General features: G+C 45.3%; 12 protein-coding genes. All 12 read right to left on the bottom strand.

What is annotated here, in order from left to right; all coding sequences use genetic code 11:
• Positions 1-8: 8 nt before the first annotated feature.
• The 12 genes from KG118_RS14065 to KG118_RS14010 all read right to left on the bottom strand — a co-directional run bounded on the left by KG118_RS14065 (position 9) and on the right by KG118_RS14010 (position 22,896).
• A complete protein-coding gene (locus KG118_RS14065; protein WP_117710942.1) occupies positions 9-1,658 on the bottom strand; it encodes a glycoside hydrolase family 43 protein in 1,650 nt (549 codons plus the stop codon).
• Positions 1,659-1,744: 86 nt separating this feature from the next.
• Complete coding sequence (locus KG118_RS14060) at positions 1,745-3,691, bottom strand: glycoside hydrolase family 97 protein (RefSeq protein ID WP_118323423.1); 1,947 nt, start codon at positions 3,689-3,691, stop codon at positions 1,745-1,747.
• Between the two features lie 71 nt (positions 3,692-3,762).
• Positions 3,763-5,424 carry a hypothetical protein gene (locus KG118_RS14055; RefSeq protein WP_117712035.1) on the bottom strand — a complete coding sequence of 554 codons (1,662 nt, stop codon included), beginning with the start codon at positions 5,422-5,424 and terminating at the stop codon, positions 3,763-3,765.
• Between the two features lie 12 nt (positions 5,425-5,436).
• A complete protein-coding gene (locus tag KG118_RS14050; protein ID WP_117712037.1) occupies positions 5,437-7,359 on the bottom strand; it encodes a glycoside hydrolase family 127 protein in 1,923 nt (640 codons plus the stop codon).
• 1,203 nt (positions 7,360-8,562) lie between these two features.
• Positions 8,563-10,293 (bottom strand): fimbrillin family protein, encoded by a 1,731-nt coding sequence (locus tag KG118_RS14045; protein WP_147331369.1) that lies wholly within the window; start codon positions 10,291-10,293, stop codon positions 8,563-8,565.
• Between the two features lie 33 nt (positions 10,294-10,326).
• Positions 10,327-11,376 (bottom strand): fimbrillin family protein, encoded by a 1,050-nt coding sequence (locus KG118_RS14040; RefSeq protein ID WP_158560999.1) that lies wholly within the window; start codon positions 11,374-11,376, stop codon positions 10,327-10,329.
• 137 nt (positions 11,377-11,513) lie between these two features.
• Complete coding sequence (locus KG118_RS14035) at positions 11,514-12,872, bottom strand: alginate lyase family protein (RefSeq protein ID WP_117712043.1); 1,359 nt, start codon at positions 12,870-12,872, stop codon at positions 11,514-11,516.
• Positions 12,873-12,905: 33 nt separating this feature from the next.
• Positions 12,906-14,333: an Ig-like domain-containing protein gene (locus tag KG118_RS14030; protein ID WP_117712045.1), complete on the bottom strand. Its 1,428-nt coding sequence runs from the start codon at positions 14,331-14,333 to the stop codon at positions 12,906-12,908.
• 29 nt (positions 14,334-14,362) lie between these two features.
• Complete coding sequence (locus KG118_RS14025) at positions 14,363-16,114, bottom strand: RagB/SusD family nutrient uptake outer membrane protein (RefSeq protein ID WP_117712046.1); 1,752 nt, start codon at positions 16,112-16,114, stop codon at positions 14,363-14,365.
• A 12-nt stretch (positions 16,115-16,126) separates the two neighbouring features.
• Positions 16,127-19,351, bottom strand: a complete 3,225-nt coding sequence (locus KG118_RS14020; RefSeq protein ID WP_199598798.1) for a SusC/RagA family TonB-linked outer membrane protein — start codon at positions 19,349-19,351, stop codon at positions 16,127-16,129.
• Between the two features lie 47 nt (positions 19,352-19,398).
• On the bottom strand, positions 19,399-19,914 hold the full coding sequence (locus KG118_RS14015) for a sigma-70 family RNA polymerase sigma factor (RefSeq protein ID WP_117712048.1): 516 nt from the start codon (positions 19,912-19,914) through the stop codon (positions 19,399-19,401).
• A gap of 204 nt (positions 19,915-20,118) precedes the next feature.
• Complete coding sequence (locus tag KG118_RS14010) at positions 20,119-22,896, bottom strand: two-component regulator propeller domain-containing protein (protein ID WP_117712275.1); 2,778 nt, start codon at positions 22,894-22,896, stop codon at positions 20,119-20,121.
• Between the last annotated feature and the right edge of the window lie 97 nt (positions 22,897-22,993).

Below are 22,993 nucleotides of genomic sequence, written 5' to 3'. Positions count from 1 at the left end.
TTATTCTTTTATTTCTCAATATGGAACCAGTCGGCATCCACCCAACCGCGTTCTTTACCGTAAGGGGCCGTACTGAACAATCCTACCTTAGCCCCTATCCATTTTCCCTGACGGGCAGTGAAAGGGATTCCGGCAGATGTATACTTCTTACCGTCCAAGCTATAAGAGAAGCGGCATACACCGTCTTTCTCCACTTTTACCCGCAGGTAGATTTCCCTTTCATAATTGGGATATAAGCCTGCCTCATAAATACGGCTTGCCGGAATTTCCGCCAGACGTACAGTCGTTTCCGGCATATTCTGCTCGGCATCCTTGCAAACGGCCTGTTTCAGCACGAACGATTCGCCTGCCTTTTCCACACCGATGTAACTATAATCCCAGCCCATCACAATAAGTCCGGATTGTTGTCCGTCCATTTTGGCTGATACTTTCAGCTTGGCGGTAGCCGTGAACTTTTCGGCAGGAAACTTCTGCAACAACAGATTGGGCACTTCCCAGAAGTTCACGAAGCTTTCCGAGAGGATATGTCCGTAGATGCGGACAAACCCCAAATCCGAAGTGAATCCAAAAGTATCTTGATAATTGGCGTGCCACTCCCATTGCAATCCCAACCGACGGGTATTGAACTCGTCGCTTTCCACAGGAGTTTCTATGGGATAAGTCTTGCCTACATTGGGTTTCTTATAAGTAGTGACCGGCTCGCCACAACCGTCACCGTCCTTATCCACACCGATTACAGGCCAATCATTCACCCAAGCCATCGGATTCAGATGAATCACTCGCCCGTACATCGCTTTATCCTGAAAATGTACAAACCAAGACTCACCTTTATTTGTGTCCACCCATGCTCCCTGATGAGGACCGTTAATATCCGTCTTGCCCTGCGCCATGACTATTTTCGGTTCATACGGCCCGTATACATTGCGTGAACGCAACACCAGCTGCCAGCCCGTAGCCACGCCACCCGCAGGAGCGAAAATATAGTAATAGCCATTTCGCTTATAAAATTTCGGTCCTTCCACCGTGTGATTAATTCCGTCATTCCCGTCATAAACAAGTACCGGATTGCTTATAACCTGTGTACCTTCGGCATTCATCTCGCATACCACCACAACACTGTTCATCTTCGAGCGGCTGCCTGCCCAAGCGTGCACCAGATACACGTGCCCGTCATCATCCCACAACGGTGCAGGGTCTATCATCCCTTTACCGGCTTTCACAAGTACAGGCTTCTCCCATTCGCCGGCAGGGTCTTTGGTCTTCACCATAAAAATACCAAAGTCCGGGTCGCCCCAGTAGATATAAAATTCACCTTTGTGATAGCGAATGGAAGGAGCCCATACCCCCTTGCCATGCCGGGCCGAATTATAGAACTCTGTCGGTTCCAATTCTTTCAAGGCATAATTGATAATACGCCAATTCACCAAGTCTTTGGAATGTAGAACAGGCAAGCCGGGCGTACAACCAAAGCTGGAAGCGGTCATATAGAAGTCATCGCCTGCCGCACAAACATCAGGGTCGGAATAGTCGGCATGCAACACCGGATTCCTATATGTACCATTCCCTCTATCCGAAACCCATACTTCGGACACATATTGCGCTCCTGCCTGCAAACAGACTACGCACAACATACCAACAATCAGCGTTAATCTTTTCATCTTGTAACTAATAAATAACCCGAAAGCAAAACATTCATTTATTAATACGAACAACCCCTGCCGATTACTCAATGCAGACTGTATTTTTATAGCACTTCCCCCTTATATCTTTTATACTTCTTCGCCTCATCCTTATTTACGGGAACAAAACGGACAGCCGCCCCACCGCTCGGTTTCAACTCAAACTTCATCGTTTTGGAAGTATCCACCAACAGATACGAACATTTCACTTGCGTGCGGGTTTTCACTTCCTTCCCGCCGTCCGTATAGATATATGCAAGATAAGTCTTGCCCTTATCGAGAAAAGAGAGCGGTACATTCTCTTTCGAGCCGTCATTATTCGTCATGGCCGCCAAGAACCATTCCTGTCCTTTCCGGCGTGCCATTGTGATATTCCTGCCCGGTGCCCCGTCCAACACCTGCGTATCGTCAAAAGCAGTCTGCAAGTTCTCAAACCATTCCACTTCCGGTTCCCCGCGATAGAAAGACGGTTTATCATACCAGAAGATTGTTTGCAGCGGACTGTAGAATACCAGCGAGGCCGCCAACTGATGTGCGTGTGTGGTTTTCAGACGCTTGTCGAAATAGCAGATGGTATAATCCGCCGCACCATTTATCATACGCGTAAAAGGCAGCGTCACATTGTGCGTAGCGTCCGGAAACTCTTCGTTCCCGCAAATACCTTCCTGAGTCAACAGATTGGGGTACGTACGGCTAAAACCGGACGGACGGTACTCATCATGGATATTCATCATCAAATGGTTTTCGGCCGCCAGACGCACCAAATCGTGCAACCACGTAGCCCAACGATGGCTGGCATACTGCACAAAACCGGACTTCACCCCAACAATACCCCATTCACGAAGTATCGGAAAGAGCTCACGCGCCTGTTTCATCAACGCATGCTGGTTGACGTACACCCAGATACCGACCCCCTTTTCCTTTCCGTAAGCCACTACACGCGGCATATCCAGTTTCTCCACCACTTTGGTGGCGTCTCCGTCGTGCGAAGTACAAGGCAGATACCACAACCAGTCGAAAAGCATATAAGGGATATTGTGTTCGGCGCAGAAATCAATCGTGGCGATGGCTCCTTCGGTACTGATGGTTGTCTCGCGCATAATAGTGCCCGGTTTCACCCACTCGGCGGCATCGGCTACCTCGCAAGGCGGGTTCAGGTTTTGGACAATGTCGTTATGTTCCAGCAACTCTCCCGGCTTTTCCGCAGTCATTATCACCCTCCACGGAGTAGCGTAATAAGTCACCACATCTACCGGACTATACATTACGGAAGCCAGCGTATTCTTTTTCTCTGCCGAAGCCTGATATTTGGTAAGGCACCAGTCGTCCACATCGGCATCCAGCAATGCAGCCCACAAGCCGCCGGGCAGTTCCAACGTCAAGGCACGCTCCACGGGACGCTTCAATTCATTGACATCCAAGTGTTCAAAGAAAGCCTGCGCCCACTGTTCCGACCATGCTTTCGTACCGGCAGGCAAGGTATACTCCGTCAAATCGCCCACTACCTTGTGGAAAGTGGCACGAGGATGTTCGGGGAAGAAATAGCGGAAAGCGATACCTTCGTCATAAGCACGCACCTCTATATCAAGGCGGTAGAAAGAACCGTCTTTCTTGGAGAGGTGAAGCGTTGCCGCATTGTAACGGTCGCGCACTTCGCTGCGTTCACCGTAAAGAGGCTTCCAAGTTATATCCACCGCAGGAGCATAGGTCACGGAGTCCGTCTCCAGATTATCCATCCAACAGGCCGGTTGTATCAGTTTACGCTGTCCCAATGCCATTTCCCAAATACGATTATCCAACTCCAGTCCGGCGCGCGACTCTTCTATCACCGATTGTCCCTTGAAGGAGACACGGTAAAACAAGCCGTTGACAGCCGGAGAGGTCTGCTTCTGATAGAAACAGACTTCGTGTATGCCGCTCGGAGAGGTCAGTTTCAACTCCCGGGCATTACCCGCAAACATAAAAGCGGCATATACAAATATACCAAATAGAAATCCTATTCTTTTATTCATCACTGCAAGCATATCTTTAAGTAAGTTTGATTTTTATTTATGTCAAGAGTCCCTGTCATCCATTTAATAGTTCATTTCTCAATAAAGAAAGTGCGCTCTACCGGCTCTGCCGTCTGCACCTTTCCCATAATACCGTATTGCCATGCCACTACCGTTACTTTAAGCGGGTATTTGCTGCGGGGAGGTATCTTGGTAAACACTACTTTGCCTCCCTCTATTTCCGCCGGTCCCTCTTTTACATAATAATAGACGGGCAGACCGCAGTCGGACGTCGCATTGAGCATAATGGATTCTGTTCCGTCTTTCACATCCGCAATACCGGGAAATAGAATACACTGCCTGCGCCCCCCGGTCAGCGGATAAGGGATATTGAAACTCAGCTCCTGCACGCACTCTTTGTAGAAGCGGTCGCCTCCGGCACTTGCCACAAGCGTAATGCCCGGAGTACGCTTTTTATTGTTTGTACCCATACGGTAGAAGTCGAGGACAAAAGTCGTATCGTTTATCTGCTTCACCGGGCCGCAGATACGTTCGATACGCGGCACGGCAACCGAATGTTTGTCCGCCAAAGCATTGCGCAGGCTATCGGTATATACCGCTTTCAGATGAAACGTCACGCCGTCCGGTTCGGGCAGGAAACGTGCAGAAAGGGTGATATGCGATTTCGGATTATAAGGAACGAGTTGTCCCTCCTGCATAAAGCTGACGTATTGCGGCAGCAAGTCACGCTCTTGGCGGTAGAACTCTTCAGTCAGTTCCGCCATTTCGCGGTCGAAATACCAGAAGGCGTCATGGCGGTCTCCTTTGTATTGTCCGTAAGGAGCCGGCTTGGCACGACGGGGTTGTTTCGCAAGGCGTGCCGTACGTACCTCTCCCTGCGGTTCTTCCGCACCCGTACGCCAACGTTCGGCAAGCCAGCCGTTGCGAGGGTCCAGTTTCTTCAGAGCGACCGGTTTATTCCAATCCACACTCTCCGGCAACCTGTACTCCACGGCTTTTTGCAAGAAAAGGCCGATATAATCCGCCGTACGGTCTGCCACATCAAAGTGCCCCCGCCCGGCATCGCAAAGAAAGGAGATGCAGCTTTCGGGATACATCATACGAAAAGCCAAAGCCGGATTGACGCGCGCTTCCCACCACTCGTACTCTCCTTCCACCATCAGACCGGGGATGCCGTCGATGTGGCGTGTACGTCCCCATTCCAAGTTCGCACCGCCATAACCGGTCAGGTTAGTGCGCGGAGCATCACCATGATAGGAGATTACCGCCAACGTACGTTCCGGGTTCCATGCAGCAAAGTTCCACGGGAAAGTAGCCATTGCAGAGTGCCCCAAAGGCACAACAGGCACAACTTCCAGCTCATTGTAGCCGCTCGTCTCCGCCAAATTGTCCAAAGCTGCGAGCAGCGCATTGTTACATCCCGTCTTTACATCCCACGGGAAATCAAGAATGGGCGTAATCCATACCAATGCAATACCCGCTTCCTGCATCCGTTTACGAAACACCGGATTCTCAAACAAAGTCTCTTCACACATATTATGCTGTCCCACCACTACGGCCTTCACCCGTTTGCAATCATCGGGTATCCACAGAAAAGCCTGCGGATGCGCTCCGGTTTCCTGCGAAGTCATCGAAGGAATCCGCACCGACCATTGCCATTCGGCAGCCATGCCGGCTGTCCTTCCCCCAAAGAGGAGGACGAAGAGGAAAAAGCAAAAAGACAGATATTTCATACGATTAAATGCCTACTTATTCTTTAAATCCCAATATACCACATATCTCTGATGATGCACATCGTACAAGGGGCGGAGCACATCACCTTGTTGCGTAGTGAACTTCAGTTCCTTTCCAACCCGTTGCAGCGCACGTTCCGGATGTTTGCAGTCTATCAGGAGCGTTGTTTTCAGGTCTGCCGGAATATGGTAATCATAGGTATAATAATCATTGTAAAGCCGGGGGTCGGAGAAAGGCGCCGGAGACTGCATACCTTCCGTACCCCGCTCTCCCGCCAACACCAGCGGTCCGTAGAGCAACGCACCCTTTTGAGGGCTATCCGGAGTGGTTTCCAGTTGCACTTGCATCGGATAAACGGCCTCTATGCGGTCGCCATCCCTCCACAGACGGGTTAAAGCGATATAAGAACCGGGAGCCTGTCTCACCTGTATTTTCTTTCCGTTGACACGCACCGCCACCTTTCCGCTCCATGACGGATAGCGCAAATATACGGTGGTCTGCACCGGACGGTCGGCCTCAACAGTCATTACAGTTGTTTCCTCTTCGGGAAAAGCCGTTTCCTGTCTCAGGGTTATTCCTTTTTCCTTCCAACGGACCACGGAAGGAATAAACAGGTTTACATAAATACCCTCTTTGCTGCGGTAGTAAATGCCTTCTCCATACTTGGCATGATTCTCGAAGCCGCTTCCCACACAGCACCAAAAGGAATTCTCCTTTGTGCTATACACCTTATGCGCCCCCGACAGCAAGGGCAGGAAGTAACAAACCATACCGGTCTGCGGGTCTTGCTGTCCCAAGATATGATTATACAAAGCTCTCTCGTAATAATCGGCTATGCCCGCATCCGGTTGCCAGCAAAACAGATGCCGGCTTAGTTTCAGCATATTATAGGTACAGCAGGTCTCACCCGTATAGCCATTCAAGAAGTTCGAGAAGCGCTTTGTATCGAAAAAATGCTCCTTCTGGCTACTGCATCCGGGCGCAAATGTATGATGTTCCGTCATTGTGCGCCAGAAGAACCCACTCAACGCCTTGCTGTCCTCATCTCCCGTCAGCTCATAGTTACGGGCTTCCGCCAGTACTTTCGGTATGAACGTATTTGTATGCTTCGTACCCAAATCATCCTTTTGTTCTTTCAAAGGGTCTATCACATCATTATGATAGAAGAAGTGTGCCAGCCGGCGGTAACGTTCGTCACCGGTAACGGCATACAAATTATAGAACGATTCGTTGATGCCGCCAAACTCATTGCGTATCATCCTCCTACGTGTTTCTTCGTTCAACGATTGCAGTTTGTTGTATGCCCAGTCGCCCATTCTCGTCACAATCGCCAAGGCCTGCGCATTATCCGCATACAGATATTGGTCTATCAAACCGGAAAACAGCTTGTGCAGCGTGTACCACGGAGCCCAAACGGACTGTCCCTTGATATTACGGTTTATCAGTTCTTCGGGAAACGCACTTAGATAACCGTTTCCCAGCGCCTCCTGTACTTTCCCCAGTTCCGTCACGATGCTATCGCCTTTTAGTTTGAAGATTTCGCTGCCCGTAGCGGCATACATCAGTCCGTATGCCGAGAGCAGATGCCCCGTAGTATGTCCGCGCAGCTCGCAATCCAGCGATTCCCAACCGCCATATTTCTTCACGGTCATATATCCTCCTTCACGTCCTGCCCATATACCGGCATTCGTGCGGAAGCTATGCAGCAAGCGGTTCACGTCTATCGACGTCATCCAAACCGAATCACGCAACATATTATCCCGGAAGCGGCTCGGCAACAAACGCACATCCTGCAAATCAAAACCTTCAGCTCCTACCCGAACCGATGTATTCAGCTTCATCTTATCCGTATGCAAACCGGGATAAACAGATTGTGCAGACAGCGTACCCGACAACCCCAGACATAAAGCTATAACAATAGACTTATACTTCATATATTCTTGGTATTTTTAATAAAGATACGAATGAAAGTATGAAAATACCTAATGCACTCATAAGTTTGCAGCAAAAAGCGGAAGAAAAGTTTAAAGTATGACTAAAACGTCCGGGATAGAACAGGAAAGTTTGAAGTATAATTAAAACTTTCAGTATATGAAGTTCCCTAAAAATATCGCTCTAAGAATAGACAGTGAACAAACTGCCGAAAGCATCAAGCATTATTCAGTGCGGGAGTTCCTAATGGAGTGAGCTGAGGTAACCTTTTTACGGTTCTTTTATCGCAAATGTATGGTGCATAATCTCGCAACAAACGTGTAAAAACAAGATAAAACACCAAAGAAAACTTCGTTTTCCAATTGGGGGCTCTACGGTTGCCAATTGGGGGCTGTCGGGTTTCCATATGGCAACCGTAGAGCCCGCAGTTGCGGGACGAAGTTATACACGTAGGTTTACTACATTATGCTTCTGCCAAAATCACAAAAACAACAAGGAATAACGGCGTAAAGCAAGAAGCCTTTCTCCTTGTTTGCCTGAGAAAACCGCTTCAATCCGCCTATTGCATGACAAGAAAATGCGTGTACACTATCTATATTTGCAGTTATGATAAAGAAAAGGTTGTGTTTTAACCGCTATTAACACGACTCTCCACAAAAGATTTTTATGCTGATTATAAATATATTACCTTATAAAATCGGGGAATAGACCACAAAAAACAGTGACGACAAATTAGTTATCATCACTGCCATTGCAATTGTCATCACTCGCTCTATCCCCTTTCTACAAAGGGATAGAGTGCAATTTATGATAAGTGATGACAGAAAAGTTATAAAACAGTCTTGTAATAAAAGGGTTAAACAATGTGTATATTGCTAACATGAGGACAAGAAAAAGAGGTGAATGTGTCAAAATGTAAAAGTCCTATCAGTCTGTCATTCAGAGGAGCTTGCGACGAAGAATCTCCTCTCTTATGTATGCAGAGAAGAGATTCTTCACTACGTTCAGAATGACAGACTATACCTTAGCGTAAAAATCAAAAGATGTTTTGAGCGAAGCTAATGATAGGACTTTTACATTTTGACACAACCACTTGAAAATCAATAAGTGACAATGGAATATAGTCCATTATCTTTAGAAAAGGATAGTATTCTGAATACCTATTAAGAACTGTTTTTTTATGATTTAACAGTAAATAGAGGATGTCAGAAAGCTAAGATAGGACGTATCGATGCATGTTTATTGCTACCTGTTTTATCTCTCTCCAGCACCTTCACCTGTCCATTTGTTTTCAATTCTATTGCCCATGTTTTTGCATTACTAACTTCTGTTATAGACCACCAACGGTCTGTATAATTTGATGAAGACGAATTCGTTGGATCTTCAGGAAACTCTTGTAAAAATTCACCACCTGCCGCAACTAACTTATTTCGTAGATTTAGCAAGGTAGCTGACTTATTAGTCGTATTAGCACTGTTATTCGCAAAATCACTAGCACTCAATGAATAGGTTCCTTCACCGTTGCTTGTTACCGCAAAAGCATTAAATACTTCAATCAATTCACCTATACTCGGCATATACCATCCTGTAGAACTGATAGGAGCTACATACTTCGTATTAATTTCCTTACCAAAATTCAGTACTTTCTGAACTGCATCTACTGAAGAAGCAAAAGCCGTAGTTTTTGCATAACCATCAAGTCTTCCCGAAAAAGAAGCATAACTTTCTTCTGTATTAGAAGCTGAAGTTATTACATCGTCACCGGCTGTATGAGTGCCCCAATAATTGTAATAACTGCTTGTACTAGCTCCACTTGTTGCCGGCTCACCATCTGCATGATAATTTACCAAAGCCAATACCTTTCCATGAGTGTAGGTCTTTGACCCCTCTATTCCATTATTTACAGATACATTGTTAGTTGCAAAAATTATTCCCACGCAACCATTAGTAATAATCTTATCATTAGTACCCGGATAGATACTTCCATCTGCATAATAATAATCACCTACCGCAATATCACGTTTAGTATAAGAACTCACAGCATTCGTTGCATTGATTGTGTACTTCATATATTTACCAACCGGCAGATTCACGGTCTTATCGTTCAGTGTAATAGGTGTTGCATATTCTAACTCTCCTGATAAAGTATATTGAGTGTCCGGTTTTACAAGAAAGCGGAACAGATTATAGGCCTTAGCATTAGCATCACCCGCCTCTCCGCTTGTTTGTAAGGAAAGAGGGTACAATTTAATCTCATTCACAGGTTCAGAGCCATTCAAAGTAAAAGTTTTAGAAAAGGGCTCTGCATAGGTAAAATTCTTGGTTACATCCAAATATGCTTTTACAGGTACTGCAATCTCTATTAGCGCAAAGCGGTGTTTAAAATTGAAAGAAAGCGACTTGTCGTTTGAGCCCTCTATATCTGCCGGTTCTGCCGATGCCATCATCAAGTCAAGAGAAGGATAAGCAATGGACTGGTCATTTCCTGCCGCATCCAGTTTTTCGGTAAAGTAGGTTTCTATTTTAGCCTGTAAATCTTCTATACCGGTTGCATCGGTAATGTTCAGTTTGTCATCATAAGGAGAATAAGCTACATATGCAGTATTCTTATAATAATAAATTTTATTCTCATTGCCTGTCCATCCTGATTCTGCATTCAGGTATTCCAGTGGCATATTTTGGTACATCAATTTATTGTCCGTAGAACGAATGGCAAAAACACCAATCTCATCTCCTGCCTCAAAAGCGGTATTTGCACCGTCATTGGCTATACGGGTATCTGTTGCATCGGATGATACAAAATCTGAAGCTGTTGCATGGATAGTGAGTTGTCCTTCATTTTCCACCGGTGTCACATCCAATTCATCGTTTTGGCTGCAACCAGCTACAAAAGCTGCCGCCAACATCATTGCTGATAATTTGAAAATGTTTTTCATATTCATATTCTTTAATTGTTATTATTATTCCATTCAAATTTCGGTTGATTGTACTTTATCAGAGCCTTCCCATGATTCTGCACCGGAATCCCACGAGCCGCTGTCATCAGGAGTATTCGGCTTATTCTCAATTGCGCTGCCGTCTATCGTATCTTTTCCTTCACTATCCCATGAATTATCGGTATCTGTGTTCGGCTTATTCTCTATGGTACTACCATCTATACTGTCAGCACCTTCACTATTCCAAGAGTTATCGGCATCTGTATCCGGTTTGTTCTCTATGGTGTTGCCGTCCAAAGTATCTTCACTCATATCCCAAGAAGACAAATCTTTGAAAGTCACCTTGATTCCGTCCTCTGACACCTCAAGTTCCACACCTTTTGCAACGCCTTGTCCCAAAGACATATCTTCTTCGAGCGTGTACGTATAAGAACGTTCATCCGGCAAGGTTATTTCCATAAATTCCGTTCCGGCAGGAATGGTTTGGGGCACAATCAAAGCCTTGCCTTTACTACCGGTACGTACGGTTGTCCCCTCTTCCACATTCTGCAGATTGAGGTATTTAACCGTAACATTGTTATAACTGACACTGGGCAGAGTGGACTTCAAATCACATACCATTTGTGTATTACGGTGACGGAAAGAAATAATGGAAGTTGAGAAAGGCACGTTCAACGTCACCACTTCCAAATGATCGCTTTCCCAATACCCACTGCCGCTTTGGTCGGCTTTCACAACAGGAATCTCCGGTTTAATGCCTTCATTATAGGGATACCAAGCATTTACGGTCAGTTCTGTTTTATCACCCCAGTAGAAAGGGTCTTGAGAAGTCAGGTTTCCCTGTTCGTCTACGGTATAGGGTTTTACCACGCCGTCTATCTCTACCGCTACGGTACGGTCGGCAAGCCCTGCCCAGTTATCATTGGTCGTCAAGCGGGTGCTTGCGCCCGAGGTCTGCATCGGTACGAATCCGGCAGTGAATTTCACTTCCGCCCCGCCGGTGTCCTGAGACTCATCGTCATCTCCACAAGAAGCCAAGAAGAAAGCCAAAGTTGCTGCCAGTAAAAATTTACCTTTTATCATACTATTCGATTTAAATATTCTTGTTAACATCAGAGTATCATTATGTTTTGAAATAAGATACGGATGAGCGGAACACACCGCTCAAAACCGTATTTACTTTTTTTGCCATGCCTGCCACCGGCTGGCGCAGATTGCATTTACTCGTAGTAGAACATGAGTGTACTGTAACCAAGCTGGTCGAGTGCACCGCCACTACCGCCGTATTGTTCCGGCCCGGCATCCGGGCGGAGACGCGATGCAAACTCATTGCAATATTTGGCAGGCATACCTACTTTCTTGCAGTGGCCGTACCATAGGTCCCAGATAGGACGTTTACCGCCGCGACCTGTTTCAGCACCGTTGTTGCGAAGTTCCACTGCCGAAGGTTCGTCCATCTGTTCGTCACAGTAGAAATAAGAAGTATACGGGAAACCTGTGCGCGTGTAACTGAACCAATCGTTATTGCCACCCGGCACTTGGTCGATGTACTCCGGTTTAAAGACGTTGTATTTGGCAACATATTCAGCCATTGCCACTACACGGCCGTTATCATAAGCGAAAAGGTCTTCACCAATGTTATAAGCCATTTTGCAGAAATACCCCATTAAAGCACAACACAACATGGCATGTCCCTGGTCGCGACCGGACTCCTGACACTGCCCCAGCTTCTCGCCCGAACCATCCGGATCGTCATACAGGTGCAGTACGGCAGTATTTACATTGCCCGGACCGATGCCATTCTTGAAATATTGGATTACTTCGTTTATCATCTCCTGATTATCGCCCAAGATACCGATAGACAACAAAGCGGTCATCTGCGCCAAGTCCCAGTTGAGCCAATAGTGGTCGGTCGTACCGTTGTGGCGGGTAAGGAAATCATCTGCCATGGCATAAAATGTATTCTCCATCCAAGCTACGAAAGCTTTGAATTCGTCCGTATCTCCCCAAGCATTATAATCCCTCAGAAGTTCGGCGGCATTAGCGAGTTGATAAGCCTGGATGGCTATCAGGTATTCATTCGGGTCAATCAAACTACCGCTTTCACGATAAATGCCTTTACAGTTTTTAGCCCAAGTATTCAAAATGGCTTTGGCGGCATCTGCATATTCTTCCTTGTCGGAAAGTTTCCAACGCAATGCCATTTGATAAGCGGCTGCGGCATCATTAGCCAGCTTTGTATAATTCGCATAATCAGGATGCTTGCTTGCCCAATTAGCTTGGTCCAGACGTTTCAGCCATTCCACCGGTTCTGCCTGATAGGTCAAGTTGGTAAACTTGCTGCTCTCCAATGAAGCATAAGCATCTGCCCACGGTTGTGCGGAAGTGGCAAGTTTTTCCCTGACATACGTAAAGTCGGCTTCCGAATGCAACATACACGGATGATTCAAGGTGAATTCTATCTTCTCCGGCGCTTCCCATTCATCAAAGTTAATGGGAGTGCCGTCTTCTATCTCCGTACACGAACAGAACCCCAATGTGGCGGTAACTGCCAATGTGTAAATAAAGTTGGTCTTCATATCTTTTGTCTTTTTATTCTATATGGTTATTGCTTATTTATTCGCGGTAATTTGGTCTTCGGCAAACTGCACGGCTTCTTCCTCGGACGCGAAAGTACGTATCCAATACATTTCGTACCGGCCGGAAGGAAGTTCAGCGGATGTCATATCAGCTATCTTAATTTGGAAAGTAGTGAAGGTCACCTCGCCTTCCGCAAACTTATTAAGCGATTTCACATTGTAAATCAATAATTTGGTTCCGTCCGAAAGAGTCTTTCCTTTGTTCAGCTTGCTTTCTCCCTTCGTACCGTTGCTTGCCACCAAGTCCAGCGTATATCCCTGCTTACTTATGTCCGGAAGATTGGTGTGAAGGGCAATGACCGGATAGTTGGCAATATCCATGACAACTTTCGTGCCTTTAGTGTCCAAGGTCAAGTCCGCACGCAACGCACCGGATGACTGGAGTGCGGTAGTTACTATCATACGGTCTTCCGTTATCTCGCTACTTGCGCCTTTGGTGCCCATGCCCCAGCCTTCGAAGCTGCAAGCGGCATCCCATACCCACCAGCCGGTGGCGACTTTCACTGTTGTCGAGGCTTTATTACCCGTAGAACGGCAAGTACCCGTAACAGTCGCCTCGCCAAAGCCCACTGCGGTAACCATTCCATTCTTCACCGTAACCACGCCCTCATCACTCGACTCCCAGTTCACCGAATTGGCAACGGCTGTTTCCGGCACAAATGTGCACTTCAGTTTAGCCGTCTGATAGATATGCAGAACCGGCAACTCTTCAGTTATGGCAATATCTTCGGCGTCCACTATTTCATTTACCGCCAGCGGGAACTCACCCCGGTAATTGCTTCCGTCGTGCGTATAGGCATATATGACTACACTTCCCGGTGCAATGGCAGTGACAGTTCCATTCTCCGTGACGGTGGCAACGCTTTCGTCACTGCTCTCCCATGTAAGATAGGAATAAGTGTGGTTCTCCGGCAAAAGCGTATAAGCCAGTTCCTGTTCATCGCCCGGATAAAGGGCTGTAAGCGGGTTGCCCTCATCATCCTTATTCGTAAACTGAATATCGGTCACTTCAATAATTTCGGGTATCACACTTACGGCAATCGCTTTCTCCGTAACATTGGAAACACCAAAACCTATAATCGGCTTCACCGTAATGACAGCCTCTCCCTCGGCAAGCGCCGTAACAGTACCATTCTGAGAAACAGCGGCCACCTTCTCATTGGAGGAGCTCCACAGAACTTCCTTGTTGGCTGCACTTTCCGGCACAACGTTGTAAACAATCGTAGTGTCCATGCCCACAGCCAAAGGCAATTTAGCGGTCACTTTCAGTTCTATGGAATTGATAAGTTGTTGCTCGGGCATTCCCGTTGTAAACTCTTGTTCCTTATCGCAGGAGGCCAAAAGGAAACATCCCGTTAATGCGCTCGCAAACAAGAATTGATTCATATATATCTTTTTCATAATACTCTTCTTTTTTATAAGTTCGCTACTTATTTATCCCAACCCGGATTTTGTTTCAGATTCGGATTCAACTGCAACTGGTCTTTCGGTAAGGGGAACAAATAGTGCTTCTCCTGCCACTGGCGACCTGTCTCCATCACAATTACCCCTTCGCTGTTGCGGGAATAAGGACACGCAGCCCATTTAGTCTCAAACTCCGTTCCTGCCCACTTCACGCCAAGTATATCTTGCGGCATCTCCGTTTCCGCCGTCTTCCAACGTTTCAAATCATCCAAGCGGAAACCTTCATGGAACAATTCGACAGTACGTTCGCGGCGGATTTCTTCACGCATACTCAACCCGTTATCATTCACGAGTTTGTTTGTCAGCCCCGGCATATTGGGATTGACACGAGTACGCACAAGATTCAAAGAGAGATTCAAATCTGCATCCTCAATCTTTCCATCGCGTTCGTAAACAGCCTCAGCATAGTTCAGCAAAACTTCGGCATAACGGATAATCGGGTAATCATAACCTTCAAAATTATCTTTTACTTCGCGTTCGGAAGCCCACTTCTGGTTATGGTAACCGGTTCCGCTTCTTGGAATAAAATCCGTATGCACAGCATGGTTTTGGTCGGAAGCATCATTCCACGTCAAGCGGCATCCCTTACTACTGTTGTCCCAGAAAGTATCTCCCGGCTTGGCAAGCGTATAACGCATACGGTTGTCACGATTTTCCCATTCGGAAGCAAGCGTGGCATAACCTTTAAATTGAGGATTCGTTCCATTATTATAAGTTACGGGAAGTCCGTTCTGACAAAGATACATATTGGCAAACTTGCGGCTCACCCATACCATGTTAATCAGATTGGTCTTTGTAATGTTCTTGCCGATAGGAGCCAAAGATTCATCATGACGGCGTGCAAAGATATATTCTTTGTTGGCGCTCTTCTGTATGCCTGCCGGATTAGACTTGGCATCCTCCAGAATAAACATATACTTCTGTGCCTTTTCTTTCAGCGCATCCGGTTTGAACAGACTGAATGCCTTACTGTCTATAACTTGTTTAGCTGCTTTGGCAGCAATATCCAGCAATTCACATCCCCGTTCTTCATTTCCGCGGAACTTCTGCCAAGTTCCTTCATAAAGAGCTACACGTGAGAGAAACGCCCAACAGCCTTCACGACTGATACGTCCTGCATCGTTGGTAGTCAATTCGGAAAAACGCGGCAGCATGGGAGCCGCTGTTTCAAGATCCTCTATCATAAAATCGACTACTTCACTACGGTCATTTTGGGCAACTTTCAACTCCGGTGAAGTTACATCCAAAGGTTGGGTTATGATGATGGCATCTCCATAGAATTGCAACAAGTCGAAATAGGAATAAGCACGAAAGAAATAAGCCTCACCTACATACTGTGCAATATCCGCAGGAGCGGAATATTTCGCCGCATTCTGCAATAGCAGGTTGGTACGACGGATATGCGCATAGCATGAACCGTAATTGCCGTCGGACTCCTGTACGGAGTTTGAACCGTTGCTGAATCGATTGCGATCGTCGCGGCTTGTAAAGAGGTCGGAGTTATAATCCGAATGCAACGGTTTCGTAGAGTTGTTGTCCAATGAACTGAAATCGCGTGTCCAACCGTAAAATTGATTGGCAAACAACTGGAACTCGGAAGGAGAGCTCCATAAATTGGATTCGGCCAACTGGTCTTTCGGATCTAAATCGAGACAGGACTGGGACAGGATTCCCATTGCCGCTACTGCCAAAATAGTTTTAATCTTATGTAATTTCATAATAATCTGTTTTTAGAAAGTTAAGTTTAAGCCGAACGTCACACTGCGGGTAAATGGATAACGGCCGTATGCAGTCACAGTACGCGAAGCTTCCGGGTCCCAGCCGTCACGAATCTTACTGGTTTCCCATAAATCGGCTCCCGTTACATAAACACGTGCATAAGTCAGGAATTTAGTTTTCTCCAGCCATTTGGTCGGGAAAGTATATCCTAAAGATATATTCTTCAAACGCAAGTAGTTACCATTCTCTACCGACCAAGAAGAACAACGGTAGTTATAAGTATTTATCTGATCAACATTAGTATAAGTAGGGTAATAAGCCCCCGGATTTTCCGGCGACCATACATCACCTACCGAAAAGTTCGGAGAATTCAAATGAGGCTTCATCACAGGAATACGCCATGCATCATTACTCTTATTGGAGCTGCCCGTACGCCAAATGGAACGCATACCCACACCTTGAAATACAACAGAGAAATCAAAGCCTTTCCATTCCAATCCGCCATTGAAGGAGAAAGAGATTTTCGGGTCGTCCGTCCCTAAAAAGACGTAATCCTCTTCAGTCAGCTTGCCGTCGCCATTCACATCCTCATACATATTGTCGCCTAAACGAAGGTTAGTTGGCATATCAATCGTATTATTGCCGGTATAACGGTAAAGGTATTTCTCCAATTGTTCGTCATTCTGTATTTTACCTACATACTTCAAACCGAATACGGAATTCAACGGATATCCTTCGCGGTCGGAACGTACTCCATCGGTAATCGTTACGCCTCCGCCATTGTCAGTAAGTTTGTTCGTAGTATAAGTGAATGTTCCACCGATGCTATAACCCACTTCACCTATTTTATCCGACCAATTGAGGTTTCCTTCAAAACCGTTTGCCTTAAAGCCACCCACATTGGCGGTAGGCGCCTTGTCCCCCAACGTTGCAGGGTAAGACACATCAATCAACATATTCTCACAGACTTTCCAGAAGAGTTCCGCCGTACCTTTCAACCGATTACCGAACAAACCGAAATCAAGGCCGACATTATAATTCTGAATAGTTTCCCATTCACGGTCCATACTCAGCAACTTGCCGTTCGTATCAATATATGAAATCTTTTCACCACCAATCAAAGCGCCCTTGTTCTGGTTGAAGTTATAAAGCTGAATACCATCATAACGGTCGATTCCTCCCTGATTACCCACCGTACCATAAGATACACGCAACTTCAAATCATCAAAGATATTCAAATTCTTAATGAGAGTTTCTTCGCTCAAACGCCAGCCGGCCGATACACCCCAGAAAAACGCCCAACGATTTTCGGGTTGGAACTTGGAAGAACCGTCATAACGGAAGTTGCCTTCCAACAAATATTTGGAAAGATAATCGTAGTTGACACGGGCAAAATAAGAGAGCAGTGCTTCCTGCCATTTCTCCGGTCCTTTATTGTTGTCATTTACCAAAGTCACTTCTCCGATACCATTGATAATATCTAATGAAGGCAAAATGTTTTTAGCTTTGGTAGTGGTATAATCATACTCCTTAAAGCTGTACTGCGTACCCAACATCACTGCAACATCATGCTTGTCTGCCAAAGTTTGGCTCCAATTGGCATAGGCATTAATAGTATAGAGGTCTGTTTGGCTGTTACTCTTAATATAATTACTTTCTTCCTGTTGAGGATTAGTCATTACTTTTTTAGTTCCGGCATAGTTATACCAGTCAATAGAGGTTCTCTGTATGTCTCGCGTAGCATTATTGGTATTATAGCCAAAGGTGGCCACTGCATTAAAATGTTCGTTGAAGGTATATTTGAACATCTCACTGATGTTGACGCCTGTAACCCTCAGCTTATTGTCGCCACCTAATTCACAATACCAGTTGGGAGCTCCCCATGTACCCCAAGCATAAGGCTTTCCATCCGTAGTAGACGAAGGGAAACCGGGCTGCTGGGTAGAAGCCGTCAATGCCGAACCAACCTGAGTAGGCGCTACCTGAGCTTGGCGGAAGAATGAAAGGACAGACTCTATATCAAACTTATCCGTCACATGGAATGTATTGTTCAGGCGTAAGTTATAGCGTTGGTTATTATTATTACCCCACTTCAAATTACTGTCATCGTACATATAGCGACCGGACAAGCGATAAGTAGTCTTCTCACCGCCACCCGACACACTCAGTTCGTGAGACGTGGACATTGCTGTTCCCCACAGGATATTCTGCCAGTCCGTATCGAAAAATACAAAGTCCGCAACATCAGTAAAGGCATTATTAAACGGGTTCTGTGTATTATCCAAATCAATATAGTATCCCTTATTCGCCTGAGCCAAAGCTGCGTACTGCAACCAAGTGTCATCGGCAGGCTTATAACCGTCATTCAGACGGGCTTGAGTAACGGCATTACACCATTGATCCAGATTCATCAATTCCGGTTGGAGTCCGACAAACTTTGCAGTTACCGAACCGCCATACTCTACTTTTGCTTTACCTGCCTTTGCCTTCTTGGTTTGAATAAGGATTACGCCACCGGCTGCCTTACTACCATAAATGGCGGCAGAAGCATCTTTCAAGAAGTTAATAGACTCGATATCCGCCGGATTCAACTGGCTGAATGACTCCGATTCCACTCCGTCTATAATCACCAACGGATCAGAATTATTCTTGGAAAATGAACCGCGCAACTTCATGTTCCAACTTTCATCACCCGGTGCTGCCGAAGTACGGGTAATTACCACACCGGGCACCTGACCTTGCAATGCTTGCGCAGGACTGGAAAGCGCCCCCTTATCTTTCAGCATCTTATCATCAACCACTGTTACAGCACCCGTCAGCGTCTCTTTCTTCTGAGACCCGTAACCCACAACCACCACTTCTGCCAATACTTCAGAATCTTCACGCATCACTATTTTCTGAAAAGCTTTGGTGTCCGATGCCGGGATTTCTACTGTTTTATAACCTATATAAGAGATAACTACAACAGCATTGGGAGAAGATACATTAAGAGTAAAGTTACCGTCAATATCCGTTATCACCCCATTCGTGGTACCTTTTTCAAGTACACTTGCACCAATCACGGACTCACCTGCTGCGTCAACAACCAGTCCTTTCACCGTTCCCGACTGCATAACGGACTGCATTTCTAAAGTCCCGGCAAATACCGGTAATGAAACCCCGGGCAGCAAAGCCGCAGCCAACATGACTGAAAAGAAAAGCTTTCTCGATGAAGATTTCAAGAAATCATTTTTCATACATCTATAATTTAAAATTAACATTCTCGTTGATATACTATATTCTATTAGATACATTGCCTGATATATTCGCGGATCTCATGACGTCCGATACGCAGATGATTTTCCACCGTACGGTGCGAAAGATTCAACTCGGAAGATATATCCGCTATCGACTTGTCTTCAAAACGGCTCATCGTATAAATCTTTCTGCGTTGAGCGGGAAGAACGCTAAGTTTGCGTTGCTCCAAAGCTGCCAAATCATTAGAGATAACCCGACTTTCCGTATCACTTGTACAAGTTTCTGCATGATCATACATATAAGAAGATATTTCCTGTTTCTTATAATAACGGCGCAAATAGTCATTTACCAAATTGCGTGAAATGGTATAAATAAAAAACTTTACTGTATCGGGACGAAGCATTTGCTTGTACTCCATTAATCGCAGGAACACATCTTGTGATAAATCTTCAGCTTCTTCTTGGCTATTTACCTTATTCAATATATACAGGTAAACTTGGCGATGATAGCCTACATAAGAGTCAGCTATTAATTGAGAAGTTGTCAGTGTACTGTTTTCCATATCTCAGATTTTTGGGTTTACGTTTGTTTTACGAAAGCAAAGATATAGATACATAAACAGATAACAACATTCTACTGTGGTTAATAAATCTCGCTTAATCCTATTAGACTAAAGAGCGCATAAAATACAATAAAACAGATATTTAAGAATTTGAGACTCCCAGTATCAACTAATAATTTGAGACTCTGAAGCCCATTTTAGCCGTTACTCGTTTGTTTTTCCAATGCTGCGAATATATTCATTGGGTGTAATGCCCGTAGCTTTTTTGAAGTAACGGAAGAAAGAAGCACGGGAGCTAAAACCGCAAAGTTCGGCCAGCGCACTAAGAGTATATTTGGAATATTCCTCTCTCTCAATCAGATGTTTGAATTCGGCAATACGATAATCATTGATGTAATCATAATAATTACGGTTCAGATGCTGATTGAAAAGATAAGACAAAGTATGTGCGGATGTACCTATCATAGCCGCTAAATCGGCAATCTTCAAATCCGGATTTGTATAAGCCTTCTCACCATGCATCACATTTTCCAGCTTCTCGGTGAGACGCTCGCATTCTTCAAGGCTAATTTTGTTGGTCTTATATTTTTCTTCCGTAACAACCGCTTTTGGTTCCACCTCGGCAATGAGCACAGGCGCAACAGTTTTCTTAGACTTCTCTTTCCTCTTATAGAAATAAAAGAGACCCGAGAACAATAGGATAACCAAGATGGCTATTCCTGCAATCCAAGCCATAACCGGATAGTCTATATGTACCACCATACTGATTTCCGAGCCTGCCACACCAACACGACGCACTTTAAAGCAATAATCTCCGGACGCCAAGTCGTAATAAGTTATGTCCGACCGTCCCATAAGCATCTGCCACTCCTCTTCTTTGCCCTCCAACTTGCATTCATAAGACATATAACTGGGATCGGTAAAATTCAGGGCAGAGAAACAAATAGTCAGGTTGTTTTGCGAACTTTCCAACTCAACCCGCAACTTTTCTTTATTCAAAGAAGGTGCAACCGGATGTTTGCCATTAACAAAAACATCCGTAATCATTAAAGGGCGATTGTGCTGCAGAAGTTTACTCTCGTCTTGAGGATTCATGTAAATCAGCCCTTTTGAATTTCCCATCCAGATGCGTCCTTGTTCATCCTTAACCGGCAGACAAAATATAAAAATAGGACTGGGAATACCGTCTATGAAATGGTAAAGAATAAAAGTGTCTTTCTTATCATACCGATAAAGTCCGTTGCTGGTTCCAATCCACAGCCACCCCTCATTATCTTCTATCATGAACATAAAGTCCTTACCTTCAAGCAAGGTCTTAGGCTGCAAATGCCGGAAATGGTTCATTGACAAATCGGATATATACATAGGCCCTTTATCCGGAAGGAAATAAAGCTGGTGTGCGGAATCCTCAAACACGGTACGGATTTTCTCTTTGTGGATAAAGCCCTCCGGAAAGGCATCCACCTTCAGGCTCTCGGAAGAGGGATCCCAGATACACATGCCATTCTCCGTACAAATCCAACCTTTGTGCGTAGAATCGAAATAAATTTCATATACATTCCCCTCAGGCAATTTGGAATTGGCGCTATTGTAGTGATTCAACATTTTGCCATCCTTGTAACGGAATAAACCGACTGAAGTCCCTATCCACAAACAACCATCCACATCAGATTTAATACAGAATATCTGCCCTTTAACGAAAGGTTGCACCATACGGGGTTCAAAATCGCTAATGGATAATGTGGCAGGATTCAGTACATACATTCCTCCGCCATAAGTCCCTATATAATATTTCCCTTGAAAAGCATAACTACAAATTATCATGCTGGAACGCAATTGCGGAGCACTGAAGCTGGCGTATCTTCCCCGTTGTTCGTCAATAAAGTACAAACCGTCACGAGAACCTATCAGTTTTTCACTGCCCTGAAAAGTGATTGTACGCACAGGCATATCCTTAGTATCAAAATAAGGCGGATAGCTATAAGTACGGAACAGCTCGCTTTGATAAAGTGTATAATCCAGACCCAGTTGATAGAATCCTACCCAAATCAGCCCGTTTCTGTCCACCAGCAAAGAATAAACCGAATTGGAACGCAAGCTGCCGCCCTTCCCTACTTCGTGCTGGAAGGAACGTACTATCTTCTTCTGTTTTGTAGAAATAAAATGTACCCCGTTACCGTCCGTACCCACATACAGTAAATCCTTTCCATCACTGGAAAGGGAAGATATTACATTACAACCTACATCCAAATAAGAGCCGAACTTATGCGTACGAGTATCGAAACAAGCAATCCCCTGCCCCATCGTACCCAAATAAACAACTGACCCGATACGGGCGATATTGGTATAAGAGCAAATATGCTTATCATCCACTATAAAATGATAAGGGATGATTCTCTTGTTTTTCAGTTCCAGCGAGTAAAGCCCGCTTGATGTAGCCATCCATAAAACTCCGTTATCATCGAGATTCAACCCATTAATGGTATTGGCGGCAGAAAGCACATTGGGGTCTATCAGGATTCGTTCCAGTTGTCCTTTCCGATAAATAAACAGCCCCGCCTCGCTGCCGATATAAAGCGTGCCTCTACCGTCAGCCAACAAAGAGCGGACACCGCATCTGATAGTTTCGGCAGCAATGGCATCCAACTCACGTCTCTCGTGATTCACACGCCACAAACCCATGCCATTCCCCATCCATATCTGGTTACCTTCCGTCTCGGCAATTGCAGTGACACGTTTCAGTTTCTCATTATTGCCGGAGATAGGATAGCGCTTCAAATGCACACCATCAAACCGTTCTAATGAAGTTCCCGTACCAATCCATACATACCCTATCGAATCTTTATACAGTGCATTGACCACCAAATCAGAAAGCCCTTCAGTGACGGACAGGCCACGGAATATAGATGTCTGCGCGTAAGGAGCATAAGAAATTAACAGAACAAAAAGTGCTACTATATATCTTAGTGTTATGCTTTTCATACAATGTAAATTGGATTCCGTTGCCATGACAACGCTACAAATATAAGGAAAAAACACAGTCCTTCCGCATTTCAATATCCATTTTAGTATTAAATAC

It is taken from the genome of Bacteroides propionicigenes, from assembly GCF_018390535.1.
Taxonomy (GTDB): Bacteria; Bacteroidota; Bacteroidia; order Bacteroidales; family Bacteroidaceae; genus Bacteroides; species Bacteroides propionicigenes.
The sequence above is the reverse complement of the archived record's forward strand: the minus strand, read 5'-3'. Positions and strand labels throughout refer to the sequence as shown.

Coding starts and splice junctions, on each gene's coding strand:
- KG118_RS14030 (WP_117712045.1), bottom strand. CDS start 14,333: ATGAAAAAGATATATATGAATCAATTCTTGTTTGCGAGCGCATTAACG.
- KG118_RS14020 (WP_199598798.1), bottom strand. CDS start 19,351: ATGAAAAATGATTTCTTGAAATCTTCATCGAGAAAGCTTTTCTTTTCA.
- KG118_RS14015 (WP_117712048.1), bottom strand. CDS start 19,914: ATGGAAAACAGTACACTGACAACTTCTCAATTAATAGCTGACTCTTAT.
- KG118_RS14010 (WP_117712275.1), bottom strand. CDS start 22,896: ATGAAAAGCATAACACTAAGATATATAGTAGCACTTTTTGTTCTGTTA.
- KG118_RS14045 (WP_147331369.1), bottom strand. CDS start 10,293: ATGAAAAACATTTTCAAATTATCAGCAATGATGTTGGCGGCAGCTTTT.
- KG118_RS14065 (WP_117710942.1), bottom strand. CDS start 1,658: ATGAAAAGATTAACGCTGATTGTTGGTATGTTGTGCGTAGTCTGTTTG.
- KG118_RS14055 (WP_117712035.1), bottom strand. CDS start 5,424: ATGAAATATCTGTCTTTTTGCTTTTTCCTCTTCGTCCTCCTCTTTGGG.
- KG118_RS14060 (WP_118323423.1), bottom strand. CDS start 3,691: ATGAATAAAAGAATAGGATTTCTATTTGGTATATTTGTATATGCCGCT.
- KG118_RS14035 (WP_117712043.1), bottom strand. CDS start 12,872: ATGAAGACCAACTTTATTTACACATTGGCAGTTACCGCCACATTGGGG.
- KG118_RS14040 (WP_158560999.1), bottom strand. CDS start 11,376: ATGATAAAAGGTAAATTTTTACTGGCAGCAACTTTGGCTTTCTTCTTG.
- KG118_RS14025 (WP_117712046.1), bottom strand. CDS start 16,114: ATGAAATTACATAAGATTAAAACTATTTTGGCAGTAGCGGCAATGGGA.
- KG118_RS14050 (WP_117712037.1), bottom strand. CDS start 7,359: ATGAAGTATAAGTCTATTGTTATAGCTTTATGTCTGGGGTTGTCGGGT.